General features: G+C 61.9%; 17 protein-coding genes. 11 read left to right on the top strand and 6 right to left on the bottom strand.

Going from position 1 to position 24,329, the window contains the following annotated elements; translation table 11 throughout:
• Nucleotides 1-104: 104 nt before the first annotated feature.
• Nucleotides 105-2,435: a peptidoglycan glycosyltransferase PbpC gene (pbpC, locus tag E4P00_RS02475; RefSeq protein ID WP_248130603.1), complete on the bottom strand. Its 2,331-nt coding sequence runs from the start codon at nt 2,433-2,435 to the stop codon at nt 105-107.
• A 90-nt stretch (nt 2,436-2,525) separates the two neighbouring features.
• Between pbpC and E4P00_RS02480 the strand changes: the two genes are divergently transcribed.
• Nucleotides 2,526-2,819 (top strand): hypothetical protein, encoded by a 294-nt coding sequence (locus E4P00_RS02480; RefSeq protein ID WP_005784417.1) that lies wholly within the window; start codon nt 2,526-2,528, stop codon nt 2,817-2,819.
• Between the two features lie 138 nt (nt 2,820-2,957).
• Here E4P00_RS02480 and E4P00_RS02485 read toward each other — a convergent pair whose 3' ends face one another.
• Nucleotides 2,958-7,856, bottom strand: coding sequence for an alpha-2-macroglobulin (locus E4P00_RS02485; RefSeq protein ID WP_248130604.1), 4,899 nt, complete (start codon nt 7,854-7,856; stop codon nt 2,958-2,960).
• Between the two features lie 237 nt (nt 7,857-8,093).
• Here E4P00_RS02485 and E4P00_RS02490 point away from each other — a divergent pair, with 237 nt between their 5' ends.
• Nucleotides 8,094-9,437, top strand: a complete 1,344-nt coding sequence (locus E4P00_RS02490) for an MATE family efflux transporter (protein ID WP_216090682.1) — start codon at nt 8,094-8,096, stop codon at nt 9,435-9,437.
• Between the two features lie 111 nt (nt 9,438-9,548).
• Here E4P00_RS02490 and speA read toward each other — a convergent pair whose 3' ends face one another.
• From speA to E4P00_RS02510, 4 genes are all read right to left on the bottom strand, one after another.
• Nucleotides 9,549-11,462 (bottom strand): arginine decarboxylase, encoded by a 1,914-nt coding sequence (gene speA, locus E4P00_RS02495; RefSeq protein WP_005784410.1) that lies wholly within the window; start codon nt 11,460-11,462, stop codon nt 9,549-9,551.
• Between the two features lie 142 nt (nt 11,463-11,604).
• Complete coding sequence (locus E4P00_RS02500; RefSeq protein WP_005784408.1) at nt 11,605-11,976, bottom strand: translation initiation factor Sui1; 372 nt, start codon at nt 11,974-11,976, stop codon at nt 11,605-11,607.
• 182 nt (nt 11,977-12,158) lie between these two features.
• Nucleotides 12,159-12,695 (bottom strand): NUDIX hydrolase, encoded by a 537-nt coding sequence (locus E4P00_RS02505; protein WP_103733875.1) that lies wholly within the window; start codon nt 12,693-12,695, stop codon nt 12,159-12,161.
• A 2-nt stretch (nt 12,696-12,697) separates the two neighbouring features.
• The gene (locus tag E4P00_RS02510) at nt 12,698-13,765 is read right to left on the bottom strand and encodes a DUF2333 family protein (RefSeq protein ID WP_003188197.1); all 1,068 of its coding nucleotides are present in this window, start codon (nt 13,763-13,765) and stop codon (nt 12,698-12,700) included.
• Between the two features lie 298 nt (nt 13,766-14,063).
• On the opposite strand from E4P00_RS02510, the gene E4P00_RS02515 reads away from it, so the two are divergent.
• From E4P00_RS02515 to fis, 9 genes are all read left to right on the top strand, one after another.
• On the top strand, nt 14,064-15,734 hold the full coding sequence (locus E4P00_RS02515; RefSeq protein WP_248130605.1) for a PleD family two-component system response regulator: 1,671 nt from the start codon (nt 14,064-14,066) through the stop codon (nt 15,732-15,734).
• A 53-nt stretch (nt 15,735-15,787) separates the two neighbouring features.
• On the top strand, nt 15,788-17,749 hold the full coding sequence (locus tag E4P00_RS02520) for a methyl-accepting chemotaxis protein (protein WP_148854572.1): 1,962 nt from the start codon (nt 15,788-15,790) through the stop codon (nt 17,747-17,749).
• 296 nt (nt 17,750-18,045) lie between these two features.
• Nucleotides 18,046-18,501, top strand: a complete 456-nt coding sequence (gene aroQ / locus E4P00_RS02525) for a type II 3-dehydroquinate dehydratase (protein ID WP_032878109.1) — start codon at nt 18,046-18,048, stop codon at nt 18,499-18,501.
• A 24-nt stretch (nt 18,502-18,525) separates the two neighbouring features.
• Nucleotides 18,526-18,990, top strand: a complete 465-nt coding sequence (accB, locus tag E4P00_RS02530; RefSeq protein ID WP_248130606.1) for an acetyl-CoA carboxylase biotin carboxyl carrier protein — start codon at nt 18,526-18,528, stop codon at nt 18,988-18,990.
• A gap of 17 nt (nt 18,991-19,007) precedes the next feature.
• Nucleotides 19,008-20,369 carry an acetyl-CoA carboxylase biotin carboxylase subunit gene (accC, locus tag E4P00_RS02535; protein ID WP_003188188.1) on the top strand — a complete coding sequence of 454 codons (1,362 nt, stop codon included), beginning with the start codon at nt 19,008-19,010 and terminating at the stop codon, nt 20,367-20,369.
• Nucleotides 20,370-20,644: 275 nt separating this feature from the next.
• On the top strand, nt 20,645-21,523 hold the full coding sequence (gene prmA / locus E4P00_RS02540; RefSeq protein ID WP_032878110.1) for a 50S ribosomal protein L11 methyltransferase: 879 nt from the start codon (nt 20,645-20,647) through the stop codon (nt 21,521-21,523).
• Nucleotides 21,524-21,553: 30 nt separating this feature from the next.
• Entirely contained in the window at nt 21,554-22,780 is a 1,227-nt protein-coding gene (locus E4P00_RS02545) for a DUF3426 domain-containing protein (RefSeq protein WP_248130607.1), read from the top strand.
• Nucleotides 22,781-22,965: 185 nt separating this feature from the next.
• Nucleotides 22,966-23,979: a tRNA dihydrouridine synthase DusB gene (gene dusB / locus E4P00_RS02550; protein ID WP_032878112.1), complete on the top strand. Its 1,014-nt coding sequence runs from the start codon at nt 22,966-22,968 to the stop codon at nt 23,977-23,979.
• Nucleotides 23,976-24,296, top strand: coding sequence for a DNA-binding transcriptional regulator Fis (gene fis, locus E4P00_RS02555; protein WP_002555375.1), 321 nt, complete (start codon nt 23,976-23,978; stop codon nt 24,294-24,296). Before dusB ends, fis begins: the two co-directional genes overlap by 4 nt.
• Nucleotides 24,297-24,329: the final 33 nt, after the last annotated feature.

The raw sequence follows: 24,329 nt of genomic DNA on the forward strand, positions 1-24,329 counted from the left end.
AGCGGTGGTGTTCTCAAGGGCGCTATCGGGAGCAAGCCCCCTCCCACACTCTGATTTGTGAACACATTTCAAAATGTGGGAGGGGGCTTGCCCCCGATGAGGCCCTAATCAACCACGCTAAACTCAAGCCTCGCAGTTTGCCCGGCCTCATCCAACACGCTGAGCTGATAGCGCCCCAGCCGCTCAAAACTGGCATTGATACTGTCCTGATTGGCGCTATCACCCAACGGCGCGCCATTAAGGAACCACCAGCGCCGACCGCTGCCGCCCAACGCGGAGATTTTCAGGCGCAAGGCTTGTTGGCTGGCCGCGGGCAGGCGCAACTGGTCGCCCTCGCGCACGCCCACAATGGACAATGGCGAAGCCGCAGCCAGCGCCGGTGGCGGGCAATCCGGGTCAGGCGCAGGAATGCGCGCTTCACGGCGCTCAACCCTTGGCAACCAGGGCTCCAGCGGCGCGGGCCACAGGGCAATATGCCTCGGCACCGCGCCAGGGCAATGGGCATCAACCCGCAAGCCCTTGGCATTGACCCAGATGCTCTCCATCAGCCCCACGCTCAAGGGTTGATCCAATGCCTGCAAGGTAGGCGGCGTAGTGTTGTCCAGGGTCCAGGCAAACCGCTGGCGCCGGCAATTGGGGTCACTGCGGGCCATGGGCTGGCCCAGCGGCCAACAGATTGCCGCCACGCCGATATTCGCCGGCACCGGTTTGACCGGGGCACTGATGCCGCGTTGGCTGTCGCGGTTGGTCAGCACGTCATGCACCTGCAGCATCAACGGCGCCGCCGACGCCAGGCCGAACTGGCCCGGCACGGGTGTGCCATCGGGCCTGCCAATCCAGACGCCGATCAAATAACGCGGGCCCACGCCAATCGCCCAGGCATCGCGAAAGCCATAGCTGGTGCCGGTTTTCCACGCCAGCACCGGGCGTTGCACCAGCTCGGCACGCGGGTCGCGGTCGGGCCGTGCCTGGCCGCTGAGGATGCGCCGCACAATCCACGCAGCCCCCGGCGACAGCAAAGGCCGCTCCCTGAGCGCGTCCTCCGGCTGTAGTCGCAACGTCGCGCTTTTGCCATCACGGGCCAAGGCGCTGTAGCCGCTCAGCAGGTCCTCAAGGCGACTGCCCGCGCCGCCGAGGATCAGCGCCAGGTTCGGCTCGGCCAGCGCCGGCAGCGCCAACGGCATGCCGCCGATGCGCATCTGTGCGGCAAAGCGCTTGGGCCCGTAGGCTTCCAACAGTTGCACCGCCGGCAGGTTCAACGAGCTGGACAGCGCCGTGCTCGCCGGCACCGCCCCGGTAAAGCCCATGGAAAAGTTGCCCGGCCGATAATCGCCGTAACGCCGGGGCACGTCCTGCAACAGGGACTCGGAGTGAATCAGGCCGTCGTCCAACGCCATGCCATACAGGAAAGGCTTCAGGGTCGAACCGGGCGAGCGCAGCGCACTGATCATGTCCACGTGGCCAAAACGCTTGGTGTCGTTGATATCCACCGAGCCCAGGTAGGCGCGCACTGCCATGCTTTCCTCTTCCACCACCAGAATCGCTGCCGAGGTGTGTTCCGGCAGGCGTGCACGCCAACCCAACAGGAGGTCTTCGAGGCGGCGTTGCAGGGTGGCGTCCAGGGTGGTGCGAATCAGCGGCGGGCTGTCGGGGCGGTTCAGACGCCGCGCCAGCAACGGCGCCAGGCTCGGTTCCAGGCGCGGGGCGAGCAGCAGCGGTTCTTCCAGGGCTTCATCAACCGCAGGCTGCGGCCACACCTGGAATTCAGCGAGGCGGCGCAGCACTTTGTCGCGGGCCTCTTGGGCACGTTGCGGATGACGGTCCGGGCGCAAGCGACTGGGCGCCTGGGGCAATACCGCGAGCAAGGCGGCTTCGGCGTGGGTCAGTTGTGAGGGCGACTTGCCCAGATACGCCCAACTCGCCGCTGCCACGCCCTGCAGCGTGCCGCCGAAGGGCGCACGATTGAGGTAAAGGTTGAGGATTTCGTCCTTGGACAGGTGCCACTCCAACTGCGCGGTACGCCACAGTTGACGCAACTTGCCATGCAGGGTGCGTGAATGCGGGTCGAGCAAACGCGCCACCTGCATCGACAAGGTACTGCCGCCGGACACCACCCGTGCACCGGTCAGGTTTTGCCAGGTCGCGCGTACCAGCGCCAGCGGGTTTACCCCGGGGTGTTGGTAAAACCAGCGGTCTTCGTAAGTGAGCAGCGCGTCGAGATAATACGGCGACACCTCGCGCGTCTGCACCGGGTAGCGCCATACGCCGTTGGCATCGGCAAATCGCCACAGCGGCGTGCCATCTTCGGCCAGCACCACACGGGCCAGGTCGTCCTGGGGCAGGGGCAATGGCCAGATACGATCGGCCAGCCATAGCACGGCGATTACCAACAGCAGGCTCGCCAGGGTCCAGCGGGCAACAAAACGCAAATTCAAGCGGCTAAACCTCTATGCTTGTAGGGAACTAGCCTGTCGCAATAACGACCAAAGGCTCAGTTACGCCCACCTTCTTATCAGGACACGCACATGCAGGTAGAAAGCTTTTTCGAATGGTTGGGCCAGGCGCTCGGCTCCGTCATCCGCTTTATCGTCGATGGCCTGAGCGGGTTGTTCGGGGCCTTGACCCACGCTGGCGGCAACTTTATCGATGGCTTGTCGCGCACCTTGGGCATGGACACCTCGATCATCAGCATCATCACCCTGATCGTCGGGTTGCTCTTCTTGTACTCGGCGGTACGCGCCTTTATGCGGGCCTCGATCATCGTGGGCATCATCTGGCTGCTGCTGGGCCTGTGGTTGCTGAGTTGGGTTGTGCACTGATTTATCTGACAGCCCCAATCCCTTGTAGGAGGGGGCTTGCTCCCGATAGCTGAGTGTCAGCCAATGATGTTGTGACTGATTCACCGCTATCGGGAGCAAGCCCCCTCCCACAAAAGCCCCCCACTTCAACTTCAGCGATCAGCGGCCCTTGATCACCATATCCCCCGGCGTCTCGCCCACCGCCTGCCAGTTCGGCCGATACATCGACTCCACTTGCGGCGGCGGCACGCGATAGGTGCCAGGCGTCACCGCACGTGCCAGGTACAGCAAGTGCGTGGTGCCGTAGCCGTCCAGGTTCATCGCCGCCACATAGCGATCATCCCTGAACTCCTGATGCTTGAGCGATGCGTTCTGCATCGACTCGCGCCACTCCTTCACCTGGCTGCTGGCGTTCTCCAGGCTCGCCGCGCTTTGTGCCAGGTTCTGGTTTTCCAGTTCCAGGCCGGCGGGCAGCAGGTCTACCACCAGGGCATCCGGCACGCGCTGCTTGGCACTGACGGCCAGGTGCACCAGCACCAGGTCGCCGCTGTCGAGGCTGCGCAGGTTCAACGGCTGGCCGTTCATGCCCAGGTATTCGCGGCGAATGCTCAGGTTCTCGCCGCCCGCTGCCGGTGGCAGTTGTGGGTAACCTGAAATAGTCAGCTGCTGGTAAACGGGGGTCTGGCCCTGATTGCTCAGGCTCAGGTCGCTGGATAGCAGCTTTTCATCCAGTTGCAGCGTGGACTGCTGGTTGTTCAGCTCCCGCGCCCCGCCACTGCCGGTCAGCGACACCTGCCAGTCAGCCTCGGGCTTGGCGAAGCCGAGCCGCCCGGCCAGGAACAGCGAGTTGCGCTCCTGAGTCGACAGATACGGGCTGGCCGCCAACTGGTCCGACAAGGTAAACAGGCGCTCTTCACGTTTGCCCTTGGCCAAGTCGTTTTCCTCCAGCAGCGCCAGGATCATCGCCTGATCGCGCAATGGGCTGCCGTAGTCGGCCAGCCATTCCTTGGCACTGCGCTGCGCCGCCAAACCGGCGAGCAAGGCTTGATCGGCACGCGGCTGGTCGCCCATTTTTTGCAAGGCGATGGCCAACTGCACCAATGGCAAGCCGGAGCGCGCATCACTGCGGCGTTCGAACAGGCTGCGCAAGGCACCCAACGGCGCCTGCTGACTGCGCGCCAGCACCATGCCGGCGTAGGCCTGTACGGCAAAACGCGTGTGCTCGGCGTTGTCGCTGTAGTCGACTTCAATCAGGTTGCGTTCCTGCACATACCGCAGCAACCGCTCGCTGGCCTTCTTCAAGGCTTCAGGCGGTACGGCAAACCCCTGGTCGCGGGCGCGCAGCAGGAAGTCGGTGACATAGGCGGTCAGCCAATATTCTTCCTCGCCGTCAGCGCCCCACAAGCCAAAGCTGCCGTTGTAGCGCTGCATCCCCAGCAGGCGTTCGATGCCCAACTCGATCTTGCGTTTGCGTTCGGCATCCGGTTCGCCCTTGATGCTCAGGCGCTTGAGCAGCGCATCATCGGCATAGAGCGACGGGTACAAGCCGCTGGCGGTTTGTTCCAGGCAGCCATAGGGGTAAGCCTTGAGCGCACTGATCTGCGCGCCAAGGTTCAACGGCGGCCGGCTCGACAGGCTCAACAGCGCCTCACGCCCCGAGGCATCGAACTGATCGAGCGTGCCCGCCGGCAGGCTCCACGGCTGATCCTTGAGCACAGCGCGGTAATGCTTGAGCAAGGCCGGGTACGCCGGGCGCACGCCCAGGGTCCATTCGCGGCTGAACGGCGGCAGGTTTTCCCCCGGCAGGTCCAGGCCATTGACGGTGACCTTGACCTTGCCCTGGCCGAGACCGCCCCAGGCTTTTACCGGAATACGCAGGGTGGTGCGCTGGCCTTGCTTGAGCTCAACCGATTGCGCGCCGCCGTTGACCAGTTCCAACTGCCCTTGCGCGGTCAATTGCACATCGAGTTTCTGCGCCTTGCCCGACAGGTTGGAGAGGTCCAGGGCCAAGGTGGTCTGGTCGCCTCCGGCCAGGAAGCGCGGCGCCGAGAGTTCGGCAATCAGCGGTGCGGCGATGACCGTCTTGCCCTCGGCCATGCCATAGCGATCATCGCTCCAGGCCTGGGCCATCAGGCGCAGTTCGCCGTTGAAGTCGGGGATATTGACGCTGACTTCGCCCTCGCCTTTGTCGTTCAGGGTCACCGGCGCGCTTTGCAGGGCAACGATGGTCACGCTGGTGTCCGGGCGCTTGCCGCCTTTGGCCAACGCCACGTCACCGCCAAATGCCAGGCTGGCGAGGCGCCCCTGGCCGGCTTCGATCAACTGGCCGTAGATGTCGAACTGGTCGACGCCATAGGCTTTGCGGCCGAACAGGCTGGAATACGGATCAGGCGTGGGGTATTCGGTGATATTGAGGATGCCCACATCCACCGCCGCCAGCAGCACATGCACCTGTTGGGGCACGCTGCCATCGGCGTTTTTGGCGGCGATCTTCACCGTCAGAGGTTGTTTGGGGCGCATTTTTTCCGGTGCAGTGAGGGTCAGGCCGAGTTTGCGCTGGGTACGATCCAGCGGCAGGTGCAACAGGCCCACGGCACGTTTGGGGGTGATATTGGCTTTGCGCTCGCCGGGGCGAATCACCAGGGCGCTCACATACAGATCATGGCGCGACCATTTCGGGTCGAGCTTCACCGCAAAGCTTTTGCCTTCGGCCGGTACGTCGATCTCCTGCCACCACAGCGGGCCTTCGGCGGATTCCACCAAGAGGTAGCCTTTACCGGCAGCCGGTGGCGTGACGGTGACATTGGCGGTGTCGCCATCGCCATAGGCCGGTTTATCCAACGCCAGCTTGACCTGGTCGGGGCGCACGGCGCCGCCTTCGGTGTTGTCCTGGGCCTGGTAGCCGGCCCAGAAGCGCACGCTGCTGACCAGTCCGGTCTGCGGGTCTTCCACCTCGACACGGTACGGGCCCCACTCCACCTGGAAGCTGACCTTGGCGGTGTCGCCGGCCTTGATGTTCAGGGTCTGCTCATCGAGGTTGAGGAATTTCTCGTTGAAGTGATAGCTCCAGCCATCGTTCTCCGAGTAGTTCCAGTAGTAGTCACGGCGCTCACGCACCAGGCGCACCTTGAGGTTTTGCGCAGCTAGTTTCTGACCGTCCTGGTTGGCCACCAGCACTTCGAATTCCACCGGGCCATCGCCATTGGTTTCCTTGCCGTCAAACAACCCGCGCAGGCCCGGCAATTGCTCGGCCGGCCAGATCGGCTGCACCAGGCGTCGGGTGATGGGCCGCCCGCCGGACTCTTGCAGGCTGGCTTGCACGATCAGTTGCAACGGAGATTTGGCCTCGGCCCATTTGCTTTCCAGGGTCAGCGCTTGCTCGCCATTGGCGTCGAGTACGCTTTCGTCCAGTTCGAAATCCTGGCTCAGCTCTTCTTCAGTGACGGAACCGAACTGGTACCCCGGCAAGGATTTGACCGCCTCACGCAGCGGGCGCACATAGACCTGGCCGCTGACCCGATTGCCGGATGCCGGTGCGCCGTACAGATAGCGCCCATTGACCTGAATGACCGGGTTCTCCGCCGGGCTCAGTGCGGTTTCACTGCCCTTGAGTTCCAGTGCCAGGCGTTCGGGCAGGAAGTCTTCGACGAGGAATTCATACAGTTGCGGCTTGCCGTCACCCAGGTCAAATACCAACTGCCAGCGCCCGGTCGGTGCTTCGCCGGCCAGTTGCAGCGCGTATTGATACAGGCCGGAGGCATCAGCATCCCACACAAACTTGCGGCTCACCTGTTCATCCGGACGACGCACCTCGACGCTCACCGGCTGCGGTTTGACCGCGTTGCCATCCTTGTCGCGCAACAGCGCATTGAGCAGCACGGTTTCGCCAGGGCGATACAGGTCACGCGGGCCGAACACAAAGAACTGCAGCGGGTGGGACGGCTGCCCGCCGATATCGAACTCGGCCAAATCCAGCGCGGCGCTGTCCAGGCGCAACAGGCTGGTCTGCTCGCCTTGTTTGGCCAGCAACACCTGGGCTTTTTTCGGCAGTGGCAGCTCGGCGTGACCACCGTCTTCAGTCTTGCCCTGGCCGAGTACGCGGCCTTCGGCATCGAGGATTTCCAGTTCGACGCCGTTCAGTGCCTTGCCGCCTTCCAACGCTTGGGTAAACACATCCAGGCGATTGGCATAACGGTGCACCGACAGGCCGATGTCACTCAAGGTAAACAGCGTGGCCGGTTGCGAATAGTTGTAGGTGCCCGAGGCACGCATCACCGCCAGGTACACGCCCGGCTGCTGCAATTGCTTGAGGCCGGCAATCGGCAGCAGCAGGGTTTCGCGAGTGTTGCGTGCCGGGTTCAGGTCGAAACGCCCACCGTAGACCAGCTCGGCCATTGGCAGCAGTTCACGGGACTCATAGCTTTGCAGACTGGTATTGCGCCCCCACTGCGCCAGGAACGACGGCAGGGATTCGGGCTTGATGCGGAAGAACTCAACATCGATCTTGTCGACGTTCAGCGCGATCACCGGCAAGCCCTCGGCCAGGCGCGTCGGCAGCAACGTGCCACGGCTGGCAAAGCCCACGGTGGCTTGCAGGTCACGGGTTTCCAGGCGGGCGGTGTATTCGGCGGCGAGTGTGTTGTCGTTGACCGCCTTTACCCCGGCGTCCACCGTCAGCACCAACTTGCGCTGCGGCTCCAGGTGGCGCAGGCGCAACTCCATCAAGTTATCGGAAAGCTCCCAGGCGCCATCGACCTTGCCGGACTTGCTGTCCACCAAGTGCAGCTTGTCGGCGAACTTCTGATCCGGGTCCAGAGGAATGGAAAAACTCACCGACAAGGTGCTGGCCCCGTCCAACTGCACCTCGGACACGTCCACCACGCTTAACTCGCGCCCGGCATAGCGCTGCTTCAACGCCGCCACGTCGACCGCCGCCTTGGCGGGTTTGGGCGCTACGCTTGCCGCGGCGGGCGCCGTCGGTGCAGCGGGCTTATCGGAAGAATCACAGGCGCTCAGCAGGGCCAGCGCGCAAGCGAGGAACAGTCCTTTGTTAAGCATGGGGCACTCGTAGTCAGAGGGAACCGAGGGGTGAACTATATATCAGCGCCGCGCTGGCTGCTGCGGTGCCGGTCACATTGACCGACGGAGGGAAGTTTGGTTCTGGGTGCCTTCCGGGCTAAACCAAATCCCACAAACAATGCAGATCAAAATGTGGGAGGGGGCTTGCTCCCTCCCACATTGGATCTGCGGCGTGATGGGTGGGCGGGTACAATGCTGCTCCACCAAGGAGCCTTCATGACCGCCCTGCTTGCCGACTGGCGCCACCGCCCCACCCATCGCCGCGTCTGGGCCCTGGCCGCGCCGATGATCCTGTCGAATATCTCCGTGCCACTGGTAGCCCTGGTCGACAGCATGGTCATCGGCCACCTGCCACACGCCCACCAACTGGGCGCCGTGGCCGTCGGTGCCAGCCTGTATACCTTCCTGGCCTGGGCCATGGGTTTCCTACGCATGGGCTCCACCGGGTTCGCCGCCCAGGCCGCCGGGCGCAAGGATGGCGCGGCGCTGCGGCAAATCCTGTTGCAAGGCTTGCTGCTGGCGCTGGGGCTGGCGATGTTACTGGGCACGGTCGGTATTCCCCTGAGCCATCTGGCTTTGGAATGGATGCAGCCCTCCCCTGAACTGAACCAACTGACCCGCGAATTCTTCCACACCCGCCTGTTCGGCCTGCCCGCCGCCCTTGCCAGCTATGCGCTGGTCGGTTGGTTCCTCGGCACACAGAATGCGCGGGCGCCGCTGGCGATTCTGCTGACCACCAACCTGGTCAACATTGCGCTTAACCTGTGGTTTGTACTCGGCCTGGACTGGGGCGTGGTCGGCTCCGCCCGCGCCTCGGTGATCGCTGAATGGACCGGCGCGCTGCTCGGCCTGGCACTTACGCAAAAAGCCCTGCGCGCCTACCCTGGCCATATCGCCTGGGCTGCACTGAAACTGTGGCAAAGCTGGAGGCCGTTGCTGGCGGTCAACCGCGACATTTTTATCCGCAGCCTGGCCCTGCAGTCGGTGTTCTTCATGATCACGGTGCAAGGCGCACGGCTGGGGGATGCCACGGTCGCCGCCAATGCCTTGCTGCTCAATGGCCTGTTGCTGACGGCCCATGCGCTGGATGGCCTGGCTCACGCCGTCGAAGCCCTGTGCGGGCACGCCATTGGCGCCCATGACCGCCAGGCGTTGCGCCGCTCGCTGGTGGTTGCCTGCGGCTGGTCGCTGATCGCCAGCATCGGTTTCGCCCTGTTGTTCACCTTCGGCGGCCATCTGTTTATCGCTATGCAAACGGATATTCCCAGTGTGCGCGAAACCGCCGACATCTACCTGCCTTACCTGGCGGTACTGCCGTTGATAGCGGTGTGGAGTTATTTGCTCGATGGACTGTTTATCGGCGCAACGCGGGCGCGGGAGATGCGCAATGGGATGTTGCTGACGGTGCTGTTGGTGCTGCCGATTGCCTGGGCGTTGCAGGGGTTGGGTAACCACGGGTTGTGGATAACCTTCCTGCTGTTCATGGCGGTGCGCAGTTTGACGCTGTGGGCGATCGCCTGGCGCTTGAATCGGCAAGGGCTGTGGCTGGGAGCAAACTGAAGGAATGCAGATCCAAATGTGGGAGGGGGCTTGCTCCCGATAGCTGAGTGTCAGTCAACAGACTCATTGACTGATCCACCGCTATCGGGAGCAAGCCCCCTCCCACATATATTACGAGGACAGGTACGAAGAACGGGTCAAGCCCAGGCGCAACGCATCCAGGAACTGGGTACGCTCCGACGCGGAGATCTTCGCACTCGCACACTTGTCGCGGTAATGCGTCATCAACTCCTCCGGCGACAAGTGCACATAGCGCAGCATGTCTTCGATGGTGTCGTGGGTCTCGATCCCGGCGCTGTACACCGAACCGTCTTCACGCTGGTAGATGTTCACCGAGTCGGTGTCACCGAACAGGTTGTGCATGTCGCCCAGGATCTCCTGATACGCGCCGACCAGGAAGATACCCAGCAGGTAGTCTTCACCTTCGTTCAAGCCGTGAACCGGCAGGCTGGTCTCGATGCTCTGCTCGTCGACGTACTGCTTGATCTTGCCGTCGGAGTCGCAGGTCAGGTCTTGCAGCACGGCACGGCGCAGCGGCTCTTCGTCGAGGCGGTGCAGCGGCAGGATCGGCAGGACCTGGCCGATGGCCCAGGTGTCCGGCAGGCTCTGGAACACCGAGAAGTTGCAGATGTACTTGTCGGCCAACTTGTCGTTGAGCTCGTCCAGCACCTGGCGATGCGAACGCTGGCGGGCTTTCAACGAGTTGTGCAGGCGGCGGCACACGGCGAAGTAGCACTGTTCGGCCAGGGCTTTTTCGGCCAGGGTCAGTTTGCCGTCGGCGTACTGGGTGGCCACGTCGCTCATGTAGTGGGTGGCGCGCCAGTAGGTTTCGGTGACCATTTCGATGTCGGTCGGACCGAGCAGGTCCACCAGCCATTGCACGGTTTCCGGCAGGCTTTCCTTGTTTTCAATGGTCGGGATTTCGTCGTTGTGCTTCTCGACGTCAGTGACTTGCACCACCAGCATGGCGTGGTGGGCGGTCAGGGAGCGACCGCTTTCAGAGAAGATGTTCGGGTGCGGCAGGCTCTGCGCATCGCAGAATTCCTTGAGCATGCCCACGACCACGCCGGCGTAGTCGTCCATGTCGTAGTTGATCGAGCTGGCGTTACGCGAGTGGGTACCGTCGTAGTCCACGCCCAGGCCGCCGCCGACGTCGATGTGGTCCACCGGCAGGCCGAGGTTGCGCAGTTCGCCGTAGTAACGAATAGCTTCCTTGAACCCGTGCTGGTAGTCGGCCAGGTTGGCGATCTGCGAACCCATGTGGAAGTGCAGCAGGCGGATGCCCTGGTCCAGGCCGGCCGCGCGGAAACGCTCGACCACCGACAGCAACTGCGCCGCCGACAAGCCGAACTTGGATTTCTCGCCACCAGTGTCCGCCCACTTGCTCGATGCCAGGGAAGACAGGCGCACACGCAGACCCACCTGAGGCTTGACCTTGAGGCTGGCGGCCTCTTCGATCACCAGCCCGACCTCGGATTCTTTCTCGATCACGATAAATACGTTGTGACCAAGCTTCTGACCCATCAACGCCAGGCGGATGAACTCGCGGTCCTTGTAACCGTTGCAGACGATCGTGCCACCCTTCGGCGCCAGGGCCAACACGGCCAGCAGCTCGGGCTTGGAGCCCGCTTCCAGGCCGATGGAAACGTTCTGGGTGGCGATGATGTTCTCGATCACCGCTTCCTGCTGGTTCACCTTGATCGGGTACAACGCGGTGTACTTGCTCTGGTATTCCAGGCGTTCGATATTCGAATCGAAGGCGCCGGTGAGTTGGCGTACACGGTCTTGCAGAATGTCGGGGAAACGCACCAGCAGCGGCAACGACAGGCCGCTTTTACGCAGTTGATCGACCTGCTCGTACAAATCGACCGGCGTGCTGTTCGGACCGTTGGGGCGGACTTCTACGCGACCGGCTTCATTGATCGCGAAATAACCGGCCCCCCAATGGCGGATCCCGTAAACACTGCGGCTGTCCGCAACTGTCCATTGGCTGCCATCGTCTTTGCGTGTGCGTCGTACGGACATCGAAGTCCCCTATAAATGAAGGCGAAGGCGCCACCTCAAGCGGAGGCTGGCGCAGTCTAAAGAATGAAAATGACGATTTGCCTGCAAGAAGGTCAGACCCCACTCGCAGGACAGAGTTTAGCCACAGGTTGGGAAGAGGCTTTCAGCCGCCGGACTTCTTGGCCTTGTAACCGAGCTTGATCAACTCGGCCAACAGCAGTTCGACGTGATCACCCTGAATCTCGATGACCCCGTCTTTCAACGCACCACCGGTGCCGCAGCGCTTTTTCAGCGTGGTGGCCAGCTCCTTGAGGGCATCTTCGGCCAGGGGCACGCCGGTGATGGTGGTCACCGTTTTGCCGCCACGGCCTTTGCTCTCGCGTCGTACGCGGGCAATGCCATCACCTTCGGGGATCAGGGTCTGTTTGCAGGTACACGAATCCACGGGCTGACGACAGTCCGGGCAGTGTCGACCTGCGTCGGTGGAAAATACCAGGCCACCAAGGGCGGCGAAGGATGCGGCTTTTTTGGCCACCGGCAATCCTCTTGGGAGGATGAAGACTGATCGGCGCCGCAAAGGGCGGTGACCGACCGCGAAGCCCCACTCAGGCAGGGGCAGCGCTACCGAACCGCTAATGTGGTTCGGGTGAAAAGGCGCGCAGTGTAACGGCAAAAAGCGAAGTTGCTAAGAGCCAAATGGCGCCAATTTATGCAACTTTAGCGACGTGAGGCGAGATAGCGCCGCAGACCTTCTTGAGCATCCGGGCAATAGGGCTTTTGCTCGGCCTCGGCAAGCACCGTTTCGAGGGGCAGAAAGCGTGCATCCATGACCTCTTCAGGCTGCAAACACAACGGGCCGTCCCATACGGCAGAGTAGGAAGTGCACCACAGGCGGCTGTCACCATCTTCAAAGTAAAAATGATCGTGCTCGACCAACTCCACTCCACTTACGCCCAGCTCTTCGGCCAACTCCCGCTGTGCCGACAGGGCATAGCTTTCCCCCGCCGCCACCATGCCGCCAGCCGCCGTATCCCAAAACCCCGGATACAGGGCCTTGCTCAAGGTGCGCCGATGCACACACAGCTCGCCCTTGGAATTGAACAGAAAGATAAAGGTGCAACGGCCAATCAGGCCGCGCTGGCGCAGGTCGGACCTGACCAGGTGGCCGAGCAGCTTGTCCTGCTCGTCGACCCAGCAGATCAGTTCAGCATCGGAGGCCGCACGGTGTTCGGCCTCCTTTTGAGTAGCGTCCATCATCAACCCTGGTTGAGGAGCTGACGCAAGTCGATCACTGCAGCGTTTGCCCGGGAAATATAGTTGGCCATCACCAACGAATGGTTCGCCAGTACCCCGAAGCCACTGCCGTTAAGAATCATAGGACTCCACACCGGCTCCTGCGAGGCCTCCAGCTCACGAATGATCTGGCGCACGCTGACGGTGGCGTTTTTCTTGGCCAGCACGTCGGCAAAGTCGACTTCGATGGCGCGCAGCAGATGGGACAAGGCCCATGCCTGGCCACGGGCTTCGTAGAACACGTTATCGATCTGCATCCATGGGGTTTCCACCACTTCTTCATCGACTTGCGGCACTTCGCCCGGCGCCAGCGCCTCGGTTTTAAGCGCGGTGTTCAGTTTGACGCGGCCGACGCTGGCCGACAGGCGCTGGGACAGCGAGCCCAGACGGGTCGCCACATCGCCCAGCCAGTTGTTCAGGTTGTCGGCACGCGCGTAAAACAGTGCGCCGCGCTGGTTCGGGTCAGACAGGCGCGCTTCGTAGCGGCTCAGGGAGTTGATGCCTTCCTGGTATTCCGACTCGCTCGAAGGCAGCACCCAGCTCTTGTTATCGAAGTTAAACCGCGGTTCGGCCTTGGCCAGGTCCGCGTCTTCAGCCGACTGCGACTGGGAGCGAGCGAAGTCTTTGCGCAGTGCGCGGGTCAGGTCACGCACCTGCACCAGCACGCCATATTCCCAGCTCGGCATGTTGTCCATCCACAAGCCCGGCGGGAAACGGTCGTTGGAGATATAGCCGCCAGGCTTGTTCAGCAAGGTGCCGACCACGGTCTTGAGGGTTTCGACCGTGGTGTAGCCCACGACCATCTGCTTGCCTTCCTTCTCGGCGGCAAGCTGGGCGTTCTGCTGGACCGGAAACAGCGCCGGCTCCTGGCTCCAGTACCAACCCAGGCCACCGGTGACCAGCAGGTACAGGCCGATAATGCTGAGCAAAGCCCGGCTCATCAGCAAGTTGCGAAAATAGCTGCGGTTGGCCGACTTGGGCTCAGGGGCGGGGCCTTTGGCACTGCCTTCACGGTTTTTCCAGTCCAGCATGGCGATATCCTTTCAATCACTTGAGTTCATGCACGTCAATTGTCCGGGTGCGTTCAGACACTCCGACCACAACCCTACCCCATCGTGCCCATCGTTGCGGGGCTTTTACGCGAAAGTGGCGCACAAGCAAGGTTGGACTATAAAGGATGCACGCTTTTTACGCTGCGCGACCCGCGAGTCAATAACTGAATATCCGGCACGCAGACTTAATTGACGTATGACACTCATGCAACAGAAAAGAGGTGCTAGCATAGAGCCATCAGTCGACCTCAGCATGCACCCTCACAGTAGTCAGGATATGACCGAGTCAGAAGACCCTAGCCGCGAGCGTCTCAAGCAGCATTTTGCCCAGCGGGTAATTCATCAGGCACGTCAAATTCTTGAGATCTGGCAGCGCCTGCAACGCGGCGAATGGTCGAACGCCGACTTTTCCGAACTCAGCGAAGCCAACCTGCGCCTGCAGCGCTTCGCCGAGCGTTTTGAACAGCCCGAACACCGCCAACTGGCCCAGCATATTGGCCAAACCCTCCAGGCGGTGGACGAAAACCGTGGCCGTTTGAGCAGCCAACTGATCACCGAACTCAACCGCTTGATGCAGCGCCTGTCGCGCACCGGCCTGCGTCAGGGTGACCAGCTTGAGCAAACCCTGCTGCCACCGATGCGTAAGCCGATCTACGTGATGCTGGCCGACCACGACCGCGCCGAGCGCCTGGCCAAGCAGCTGGAATTCTTTGGCCTGAGTGCCCAGTCCCTGGACAGCGTCGCGGCTTTTCACACGGCCATGGCCGAGCGCCTGCCGTCAGCCATCGTCATGGACGTGGACTTTTGCGGCCCCGGCCTGGGCCTCACCCTCGCCGCGCAAGCCCAGGAGGGCCTGGAGCAAAAGCTGCCGCTGTTGTTTTTCAGCCTGCACGAAACCGACACGCCCACGCGCCTGGCCGCCGTGCGCACCGGAGGTGAGGAGTTCCTGACCGGCACCCTGGAGGCTTCGAGCCTGCTGGAAAAGATCGAAGTGCTGACCTGCGTTGCCCAGTACGAACCGTACAAAGTGCTGATCATTGACGACTCGCGGGCCCAGGCGCTGCACACCGAGCGCCTGCTCAACAGCGCCGGGATTGTCACGCGCACCTTGATCGAACCGATCCAGGCCATGGCCGAACTGGCGGATTTCCAGCCCGACCTGATCATCCTCGACATGTATATGCCCGCCTGTACCGGCACCGAACTGGCCAAGGTGATTCGCCACAACGACCGTTACGTCAGCGTGCCGATCATCTACCTGTCGGCCGAAGACGACCTGGACAAACAGCTGGACGCGATGAGCGAAGGCGGCGATGACTTCCTGACCAAACCGATCAAGCCGCGCCACCTGATCACCACCGTGCGCAACCGCGCAGCGCGTGCGCGCAACTTGAAGGCGCGGATGGTGCGCGACAGCCTGACCGGGCTGTACAACCATACGCATATCCTGCAATTGCTCGAAGACTGCAGCTTTCGCGCCCGCCGCGAGAACAAGCCATTGAGCTTTGCGATGCTGGATATCGACCACTTCAAACGTGTCAATGACAGCCACGGCCACCCCATGGGCGACCGGGTGATCAAGAGCCTGGCGCTGTTTCTCAAGCAGCGCCTGCGCAAGACCGACTACATCGGCCGTTATGGCGGTGAAGAGTTTGCCATCGTGATGCCCGACACCGACGTGGAATCGGCCTGCAAGGTACTGGACGACATTCGGCGGCGCTTTGCAGAAATCCACTACCCCGCCCAACCGCAGGATTTGTGGTGCACCTTCAGTGCCGGCCTGGTGGAGTTGTGTGACGGGTGCGACAGCCTGACGATGGCCGCCCAGGCTGACGAAGCGCTATACCTTGCCAAGGACGCCGGACGCAACCGCGTGCAAGCCGCGCGCGCATCAAAGCAAAGTGCCATCTTTTCACCGGAATCCACCGAATCGGTCATAACTCTGTAACGCAAGCGCAATAACTTCAGGCACTTATCTTTTGCCGTCGGTTGAAACCCCGCATGCGCCTCAAGCTGCTGACCAATCTCAATACCCTTCTGCTGGTGGCCGTATGCCTGGCCCTCGGGGCGACGCTGTGGTGGTCGCAACGGGCGCTGGAGCGGCCTTATTTATTAATGGAGCGCTACCTGGGCCTGTCCCAGGGTTTTCAAAACCAGGCAGCGCGCAATATCGACGACTACCTGGCCAGCGGCGATGCCCTGCGCCTGAGCAGCGCCAGTCAAAGCCTGGAGAGCCTGTTGCAGCAACTCGCGCAATTGCCGGCCGAGTTAGCGCAAACCCTGCACCCCAGCCTTGCGGACCTGGAAACCTTCAGTAAGACCGACCTGCTGGCGGCAGGCAAGCTGGCCGGCGACCCGCAAGCACTGTTGGTTCAGGCCGAGCGCGAACTGGGCGCAAACCTGGAGCAACTGAGCCAGTACGCCAGCGGCGTCAACTCCACAGACGCAGCACGCTACCTGCCTCCCCTGCTGACCGCCTCGCAGCATCTGGGCAAATTGTCCCTGGCCCGCGACAAGCTGGTGAGCAGCGGCCGCGCCGAGCTGGCCGACGAGGTGGAGCGCGAGATTGCCACCATGCGCACCCAGGCCGACCTGTTGGCGCAGTTGCCATTGCTTGGGGTAAAGGCCAGCGCCGAATCCAACGCTGACGATTTCTCCGCGTTGATGGGCTTGGAAAACACCGAAAAAACCGCAGCCCAGGACACCGGCGTCGACCTCAAGCGCGAGCTCAACAGCCTGTTGACCCGCTACCCCGCCGAACTCAAGCGCACCCGCGAGCAGATCCAGCAGCGCGCCGACCTCGCCGCTGCCACCCACCTGAAGATCGCCAACGTGCAACAGGCCATCGCCGGCCTGGAGCCGGTAGTGCGTGCACAGCACGCCAGAATCCAGGGCGAGGTGCGTGTGCTGCAAGGCGTGATGATCGGCCTGATCCTGTTGATCGCACTGCTGATCGACACGCTGCAACGGCGCCTGGCACGGGTGCTGACCAATCTGGCACCGGCCTTGTCGACCTGGGCCGAAGGTAATTTCAGCCAGCCGATAGCCCTGGGCAAGACCAACCATGAACTGCACGCTATCGAAGCCTCCCTGAACCGCCTGCGCGCCTATCTGGTGGGCCTGGTAGGCACTATTCGCGGGAATGCCGAAGCAGTGGCCGGCAGCAGCCGCGCCCTCGCCGAACTGAGCAGCGGCCTGCACGACGGCGCCGAGCGTCAGGCCGGCGACACCGCGCAAATCCGTGACTCCCTGGGTGAACTGGAAGCCACCATCCAGCAAGTGGCCGGGGATGCCAGCCAGGCTGCCGGCGCCAGTCGCAGTGCAGGCTTTGCTGTGGAGCAAGGCCAGCGCGTAATCGGCCTGAGCCTGACCGGGTTGCACGCCTTGGTGGGCGAAGTGCAGCAAAATGCGCAGATGATCGAGAAACTCGCGGAAGAATCCGCCACCATCGGCGGCGTGCTGACCGTGATTCGCTCGATTGCCGAGCAGACCAACTTGCTGGCGCTCAATGCCGCTATCGAGGCGGCTCGCGCCGGTGAAGCCGGACGCGGCTTCGCGGTGGTGGCCGACGAAGTCCGTTCCCTGGCCCAGCGCACCGCTGGCGCTACTGCCGAAATCCAGGGCCTGATCGCCGGCCTGCAAACCGCCGCCCATCAATCGGTACAAGGCATGCGCGCCCAGGTTGAACACGCCGAAGCCACCGCCCAGCAAGCCCAGGCAGCAGATGGTGCGCTGGATGAAATCGTCGGCGCGATCCAGACGATTTCCGAGACGGCGGTACGCATTGCCGATGTGACTGCGCAGCAGAGTGGGGCCGTGAGTGAGATTCGCGATAACAGTGAGCGGATTCACCAGCTGGGTGAGGATAACTTGCTGCGCATAGGCCAGGGCCGTAGCCAGGGTGAGCACCTGTTGGTGCTCGGAGGGCAACTCAACACTGCCGTACAAGCCTTCCGCGTCTGACCCGCTCTCCCGCCCTATGGAGATCAAATGTGGGAGGGGGCTTGCTCCCGATTACAGTGTGTCAGTCTCAATACCTGTAGCTGATCCACCGCTATCGGGAGCAAGCCCCCTCCCACATTTGATCTTCAGTGGATTCAAGACCGTGTTCAGCATGACCGGATTCCGGGCCACAGTCACAAATTTCGCGCAATCCTCGCTAATCGTGCTGGCTACTGCATAGAACTGGACAGTCATAAAGGCTTTGCGGCATAGTCGCCGGGTTCTGCCGCACCCCTACCAATAACAAGGAACAGCCGATGGCGACCTTACTGGTTCTTCATGGACCCAACCTGAACCTGCTTGGCACCCGCGAACCGGGCGTCTACGGGGCAGTGACCCTCGACCAGATCAACCTCGACCTGGAAAGACGGGCCCGTGAAGCCGGCCACCATCTGCTCTACCTGCAAAGCAATGCCGAGTATGAATTGATTGATCGCATCCACGCCGCGCGTAACGAAGGCGTGGACTTTATCCTGATCAATCCCGCCGCTTTTACGCATACAAGCGTTGCATTACGTGACGCGCTGCTGGCGGTGAGCATCCCATTCATCGAAGTGCATTTATCGAACGTGCACAAACGCGAAGCTTTCCGCCATCACTCTTACTTCTCCGATGTAGCGGTAGGAGTGATCTGCGGCCTTGGCGCCAGCGGTTACCGACTGGCCCTGGAGGCCGCCCTGGAACACGTTGAAGAACAGGCTAAACGCCCCTGACCGACCCTTGGGAGTTGATGATTCATGGATATCCGTAAAGTTAAGAAACTGATCGAACTGCTGGAAGAATCCGGTATCGACGAGCTGGAAATCAAGGAAGGCGAAGAGTCCGTACGGATCAGCCGTCACAGCAAGACCCCGGCCCAACAGTTCTACGCACCGCAGATGCAAGCACCGGCTCCTGCCTCTGCCGCCCCTGCCGCCGCTCCAGCCGCTGCCGCAGCCCCTGCTGCCCCAGCCGCACCAGCGTTGAACGGCTTCGTGGTCAAGTCGCCAATGGTCGGTACTTTCTACCGCACCCCGGCACCGACCTCGCCAGCCTTCGTTGAAGTAGGCAAGACCGTGAAAGTGGGCGACACCATCTGCATCGTTGAAGCGATGAAGATGATGAACCACATCACCGCTGAAAAAGCCGGCGTCATTGAATCCATCCTGGTAGAAAACGGTCAGCCGGTTGAGTACGACCAGCCGCTGTTCACCATCGTTTGAACCGCGGAGCGCCTTCGATGTTGAAACCTGCGAAGAAACTGCAAAAAGTCCTGATCGCCAACCGCGGCGAGATCGCGCTGCGTATCCTGCGCGCCTGTAAGGAAGAGGGCATCAAGACCGTCGCTGTTTACTCGACGGCCGATACCGAATTGATGCACGTGAAACTGGCGGACGAAAGCATCTGCATCGGCCCGCCACTGGCCACGAACTCGTACCTGAAAGTCTCGAACATCATCGCTGCCGCAGAAGTGACCGGCGCTGATGGCATCCACCCGGGCTACGGCTTCCTCGCGGAAAACGCCGACTTCGCCGAACAGGTGGAAAAATCCGGGTTTGCCTTCATCGGTCCCAAAGCCGAAACCATTCGCCTGATGGGCGACAAGGTCTCGGCCAAGGACGCCATGATTGCAGCGGGCGTGCCGACCGTTCCAGGCTCCGACGGCCCACTGCCTGAAGACGAGGAAACCGCTCTGCGCATTGGTCGCGAAGTCGGTTACCCGGTGATCATCAAGGCCGCCGGTGGCGGTGGTGGTCGCGGTATGCGCGTGGTGCACAAGGAAGAAGACCTGATCGAAGCCGCCAAGCAGACCCGCTCCGAAGCGGGCGCCTGGTTCGGCAACCCGATGGTCTACCTGGAGAAGTACCTGACCAACCCACGTCACGTGGAAGTCCAGGTGCTGTCCGACGGCCAGGGCCACGCCATCCACCTGGGCGACCGCGATTGCTCGCTGCAACGTCGTCACCAGAAAGTGTTGGAAGAAGCCCCGGCACCGGGCCTCGACGAAAAAGCCCGCCAGGAAGTCCTGGCACGCTGCGTCAAGGCGTGCATCGACATCAACTACCGTGGCGCCGGTACCTTCGAGTTCCTCTACGAGAACGGTCGCTTCTACTTCATCGAGATGAACACTCGTGTGCAGGTAGAGCATCCGGTTTCGGAGATGGTCACCGGTATCGACATCGTCAAGGAGATGCTGAGCATCGCCGCCGGTAACGTGCTGTCCTTCACCCAGGACGACGTGAAGATGCACGGCCACTCCCTGGAGTGCCGCATCAACGCCGAAGACCCGAAAACCTTTATCCCAAGCCCTGGCCTGGTCAAGCATTTCCACGCGCCCGGCGGCAACGGCGTACGTGTGGATTCGCACCTGTACAGCGGCTACAAGGTTCCGTCCAACTACGACTCGCTGATCGGCAAGCTGATCACCTGGGGCGCGACCCGCGACGAGGCCATGGCCCGTATGCGCAACGCCCTGGACGAAATCGTGGTCGACGGCATCAAGACCAACATCCCGCTGCATCGGGACCTGGTTCGCGATGAGGGCTTCTGCGAAGGTGGTGTGAACATTCACTACCTGGAACACAAGCTGGCCAACCAGTAAGTGCTCCACCCAACAAAGCCGCCTTCGGGCGGCTTTGTTGTTTCTGCCCCCCAGCTTTCAGGCCATACACAGTACAAATGTGGGAGGGGGCTTGCCCCCGATTGCAGTGTGTCAGCCTCAGTATCTGTAACTGATCCACCGCTATCGGGAGCAAGCCCCCTCCCACATTTGGTCCGCATTCACTCAGTAATGTCGTCTTCTGCTGCCCGCTCGCGTAAACTTGCGCGCTTTCGCGGCCTACTCGCTGCACATTCATTTTTTCAAAGGTGCCCGCCATGCCTTGGCTGCAAGTCCGTCTCGCCATCAGCCCAGAACAAGCCGAAACCTACGAAGACGCTTTCCTCGAAGTGGGCGCTGTGTCGGTGACCTTCATGGACGCCGAAGACCAGCCGATCTTCGAGCCGGAACTCAACACCACGCCGCTGTGGTCCCACACCCACCTGCTGGCCCTGTTCGAAGACGGCACCGATGCCGCCGCCGTACTGGCCCATATGGAACTGCTCACCGGCGGCCCGCTGCCCGAGCATCACAGCGAAGTCATCGAAGATCAGGACTGGGAACGCAGCTGGATGGATAACTTCCAGCCCATGCGCTTCGGCCAGCGCCTGTGGATCGTGCCAAGCTGGCACGCTGCTCCCGAGCCAGACGCCGTCAACCTGCTGCTGGACCCGGGCCTGGCGTTCGGCACCGGCACCCACCCCACCACCGCCCTGTGCCTGGAATGGCTGGACGGCCAGGACCTGACCGACAGCAACGTACTGGACTTCGGCTGCGGCTCCGGAATCCTGGCGATTGCCGCGCTGCTGCTGGGCGCCAAGGAGGCCGTGGGCACCGATATCGACGTGCAGGCCCTGGAAGCCTCCCGCGATAACGCCGGGCGCAATAACATCGCTGAAGGCAAATTCCCACTCTATCTGCCTGAAGATCTGCCCCAGGTACAGGCCGATGTACTGGTCGCCAATATCCTCGCCGGGCCGCTGGTGTCGCTGGCACCGCAACTGTCGAGCCTGGTCAAGCCGGGTGGGCGCCTGGCGCTGTCGGGTATCCTCGCCGAGCAAGGTGAAGAAGTGGCTGCGGCCTACGCCAGGGATTTCGAGCTGGACCCGATCGCCAACCGTGATGGCTGGGTACGCATCAGCGGTCGTCGGCGCTAGAATGAGCGCTTGTCTGAATCGGATGGCCACATGACCGACAGTTTCGTCACCCAGTGCCCGCATTGCCAAGCCCGCTTCCGTGTCAACCACGCTCAGTTGAGCGTGGCCCGTGGCGTGGTGCGCTGCGGCTCGTGCCTGCAAGTGTTCAACGCCGCTCGCCAGTTGCTGGAGCAGCGCGCCCAAGTGTCGGCAGCCGAACCTGAAGTGCCCGCGGTGGTCGAGCCAACGCCTGAACCCCCGCGAGCCATCAGCCAGAAACAGTGGACAGCCCAGGAGCTGGACCTGGACAACCTGGACCTGGACGAAGAACTGGCCAAGCTCGAGCGCCGCGAGATTCAGCACACTCAACCCCAGGGCGCGGAGCGTCGGCAACCCGGCACCGATCGTCGGCACAAGGAAGACACCCTTAGCGCCAGCCGCGACACGGTCAAGGCCGAGGAAGAACAATGGGCCGCCAGCCTGTTCAGCGAGCCCGCGCAAGAGCGCGCAGACAGCGACGAAGACGAGCCTGAACCAAGCAATACCCGGCAGCGCACCGAACCGTCCATGTCGCTGCACAGCGAAACCATCGACGACGAGCCAACCCTGCTCTCGCCCCTGCATGACGACGAGCCCGACCCGCCCTTCACGCCCCTGACCCCAGCGGCAGAAGAAGCCGATGAACGCCCGCAATCACGGCGTAAACGCCCACGCACCGAGGCCAGCGTGCACGACGCCGTGCTCCAGGACCTTGAAGACGACCCGCTGCACCTCTATGCGCAGAAACGTCCGTCGGGCTGGGGCCGCCGCCTGATCTGGATCCTGCTGGTGCTGATCGCCGCCGCCGGCCTGGCAGGCCAGTACATCGCCTACCAATTCGACGAACTGGCCCATCAGGACGCCTACCGTCCGTGGTTCCAGCAGCTGTGCCCGAAACTGGGTTGCACCGTGCCATCGCGGGTCGACATCGCCCATATCAAGAGCAGCAACCTGGTGGTACGCAGCCACCCGGAGTTCGCCGGTGCGCTGGTGGTGGATGCGATCCTCTATAACCGCGCAACCTTTTCCCAGCCGTTCCCGCTGCTGGAACTGCGTTTTGCAGATTTGAACGGCAGCCTGATCGCCAGCCGTCGCTTCAAACCCGCCGAGTATCTGAGCGGCGAGTTGGCCGGCGTCAGCGAAATGCCTTCGCAGACACCGATCCACATTTCCCTGGACATCCTTGATCCCGGCAACAAAGCCGTGAACTACAGCCTGAGCTTCCACTCGCCCGAGTGAAACGGCACGCCCGAAGAGGTTTGACGGCGGATTATTGACTTGACCGACGTCAACCAAACCGGTGGCGATAAAAAAATAACTGTTCAGATTTTATCCAATTCAGCCTTTAACCCGTCATCGAGAGCGGGTATCATGCCAACCCTTTTTCGAACTCTAATGATCCGGCCCCACAACAGGGAAGTCCTATGTCGGCGGTACGCATCGGCCCATATACATTGCAGAACGGCTTGATCCTCGCCCCGATGGCGGGTGTCACCGATCAGCCCTTTCGTCAGCTGTGCAAGCGTTTGGGCGCGGGTCTAGTAGTCTCTGAAATGGTTACCAGCGACATGAGTTTGTGGAACACCCGCAAATCGCGGATGCGCATGATCCACGAAGGTGATCCCGAGCCACGCTCGGTACAGATCGCCGGGGGTGATGCGCAGATGCTGGCGGATGCGGCCCGGGCCAATGTGGAGCTGGGTGCACAGATCATTGATATCAACATGGGCTGCCCGGCCAAGAAGGTCTGCAACAAGGCCGCCGGTTCCGCCCTGTTGAAAGATGAGCAGTTGGTCGCCGAGATCCTGCAGGCCGTCGTTGGCGCAGTCGATGTGCCGGTGACCCTGAAGATTCGTACCGGTTGGGACCGGGACAACAAAAATGGCCTCACAGTGGCAAAGATCGCTGAACAGGCCGGGATTACAGCGCTGGCGGTGCATGGCCGTACCCGCGCCGACCTTTATACCGGTGAAGCCGAGTACGACACCATTGCCGCGATCAAGCAGGCCGTGTCGATGCCGGTATTTGCCAATGGCGACATCGACTGCGCCGAGAAAGCCCGGCGTGTGCTGCACGCAACCGGTGCAGACGGATTGTTGATTGGCCGGGCCGCCCAGGGGCGACCGTGGATTTTTCGCGAGATCGAGCATTTCCTGCGCACTGGTGAAGTCTTGCCGGCGCCGGAGTTGGTCGAAGTGGAACGTATTCTGCTGGAGCATCTGGCCGCCCTGCACGCCTTCTATGGGGATGTGATGGGCGTACGCATTGCTCGCAAGCATGTCGGCTGGTATCTCGCCACCTTGCCGGGCGCCAAGGAATTTCGCGCTCAGTTCAATCGTTTGGATGAAACGCAGGCACAGGTCGCCACCGTTCGTGAGTTCTTCGCCGAACGTGACAAGAGCCTGGGAACAGGGGATGGAAAAGGGGTGGCCGCATGACGATGATGACCGAGACTTTAGTGAGTGGAACAACACCCGTGAGCGACAACGTCAATTTGAAACAGCACCTCAACACGCCCAGCGAAGAAGGCCAGACCCTTCGCGGGAGTGTCGAGAAAGCGCTGCACAATTATTTCGCCCACCTTGAGGGTGCTTCCGTCACGGACGTGTACAACCTGGTGCTCTCCGAAGTCGAGGCGCCCTTGCTCGAAAGCGTGATGAACTACGTCAAGGGCAACCAGACCAAAGCCAGTGAGCTGCTGGGCCTCAACCGTGGCACCTTGCGCAAAAAGCTCAAGCAGTACGATTTGCTGTAAGCATTCAATCAAACCAGAAAGGCGCCCGCGTAA

The sequence above is a fragment of the Pseudomonas sp. B329 genome (genome assembly GCF_023127835.1).
GTDB lineage: Bacteria > Pseudomonadota > Gammaproteobacteria > Pseudomonadales > Pseudomonadaceae > Aquipseudomonas > Aquipseudomonas synxantha_A.

Coding starts and splice junctions, on each gene's coding strand:
- speA (WP_005784410.1), bottom strand. CDS start 11,462: ATGTCCGTACGACGCACACGCAAAGACGATGGCAGCCAATGGACAGTT.
- prmA (WP_032878110.1), top strand. CDS start 20,645: ATGCCTTGGCTGCAAGTCCGTCTCGCCATCAGCCCAGAACAAGCCGAA.
- accB (WP_248130606.1), top strand. CDS start 18,526: ATGGATATCCGTAAAGTTAAGAAACTGATCGAACTGCTGGAAGAATCC.
- E4P00_RS02545 (WP_248130607.1), top strand. CDS start 21,554: ATGACCGACAGTTTCGTCACCCAGTGCCCGCATTGCCAAGCCCGCTTC.
- E4P00_RS02505 (WP_103733875.1), bottom strand. CDS start 12,695: ATGGACGCTACTCAAAAGGAGGCCGAACACCGTGCGGCCTCCGATGCT.
- E4P00_RS02490 (WP_216090682.1), top strand. CDS start 8,094: ATGACCGCCCTGCTTGCCGACTGGCGCCACCGCCCCACCCATCGCCGC.
- E4P00_RS02485 (WP_248130604.1), bottom strand. CDS start 7,856: ATGCTTAACAAAGGACTGTTCCTCGCTTGCGCGCTGGCCCTGCTGAGC.
- fis (WP_002555375.1), top strand. CDS start 23,976: ATGACGATGATGACCGAGACTTTAGTGAGTGGAACAACACCCGTGAGC.
- E4P00_RS02515 (WP_248130605.1), top strand. CDS start 14,064: ATGACCGAGTCAGAAGACCCTAGCCGCGAGCGTCTCAAGCAGCATTTT.
- aroQ (WP_032878109.1), top strand. CDS start 18,046: ATGGCGACCTTACTGGTTCTTCATGGACCCAACCTGAACCTGCTTGGC.
- dusB (WP_032878112.1), top strand. CDS start 22,966: ATGTCGGCGGTACGCATCGGCCCATATACATTGCAGAACGGCTTGATC.
- E4P00_RS02480 (WP_005784417.1), top strand. CDS start 2,526: ATGCAGGTAGAAAGCTTTTTCGAATGGTTGGGCCAGGCGCTCGGCTCC.
- accC (WP_003188188.1), top strand. CDS start 19,008: ATGTTGAAACCTGCGAAGAAACTGCAAAAAGTCCTGATCGCCAACCGC.
- E4P00_RS02510 (WP_003188197.1), bottom strand. CDS start 13,765: ATGCTGGACTGGAAAAACCGTGAAGGCAGTGCCAAAGGCCCCGCCCCT.
- E4P00_RS02520 (WP_148854572.1), top strand. CDS start 15,788: ATGCGCCTCAAGCTGCTGACCAATCTCAATACCCTTCTGCTGGTGGCC.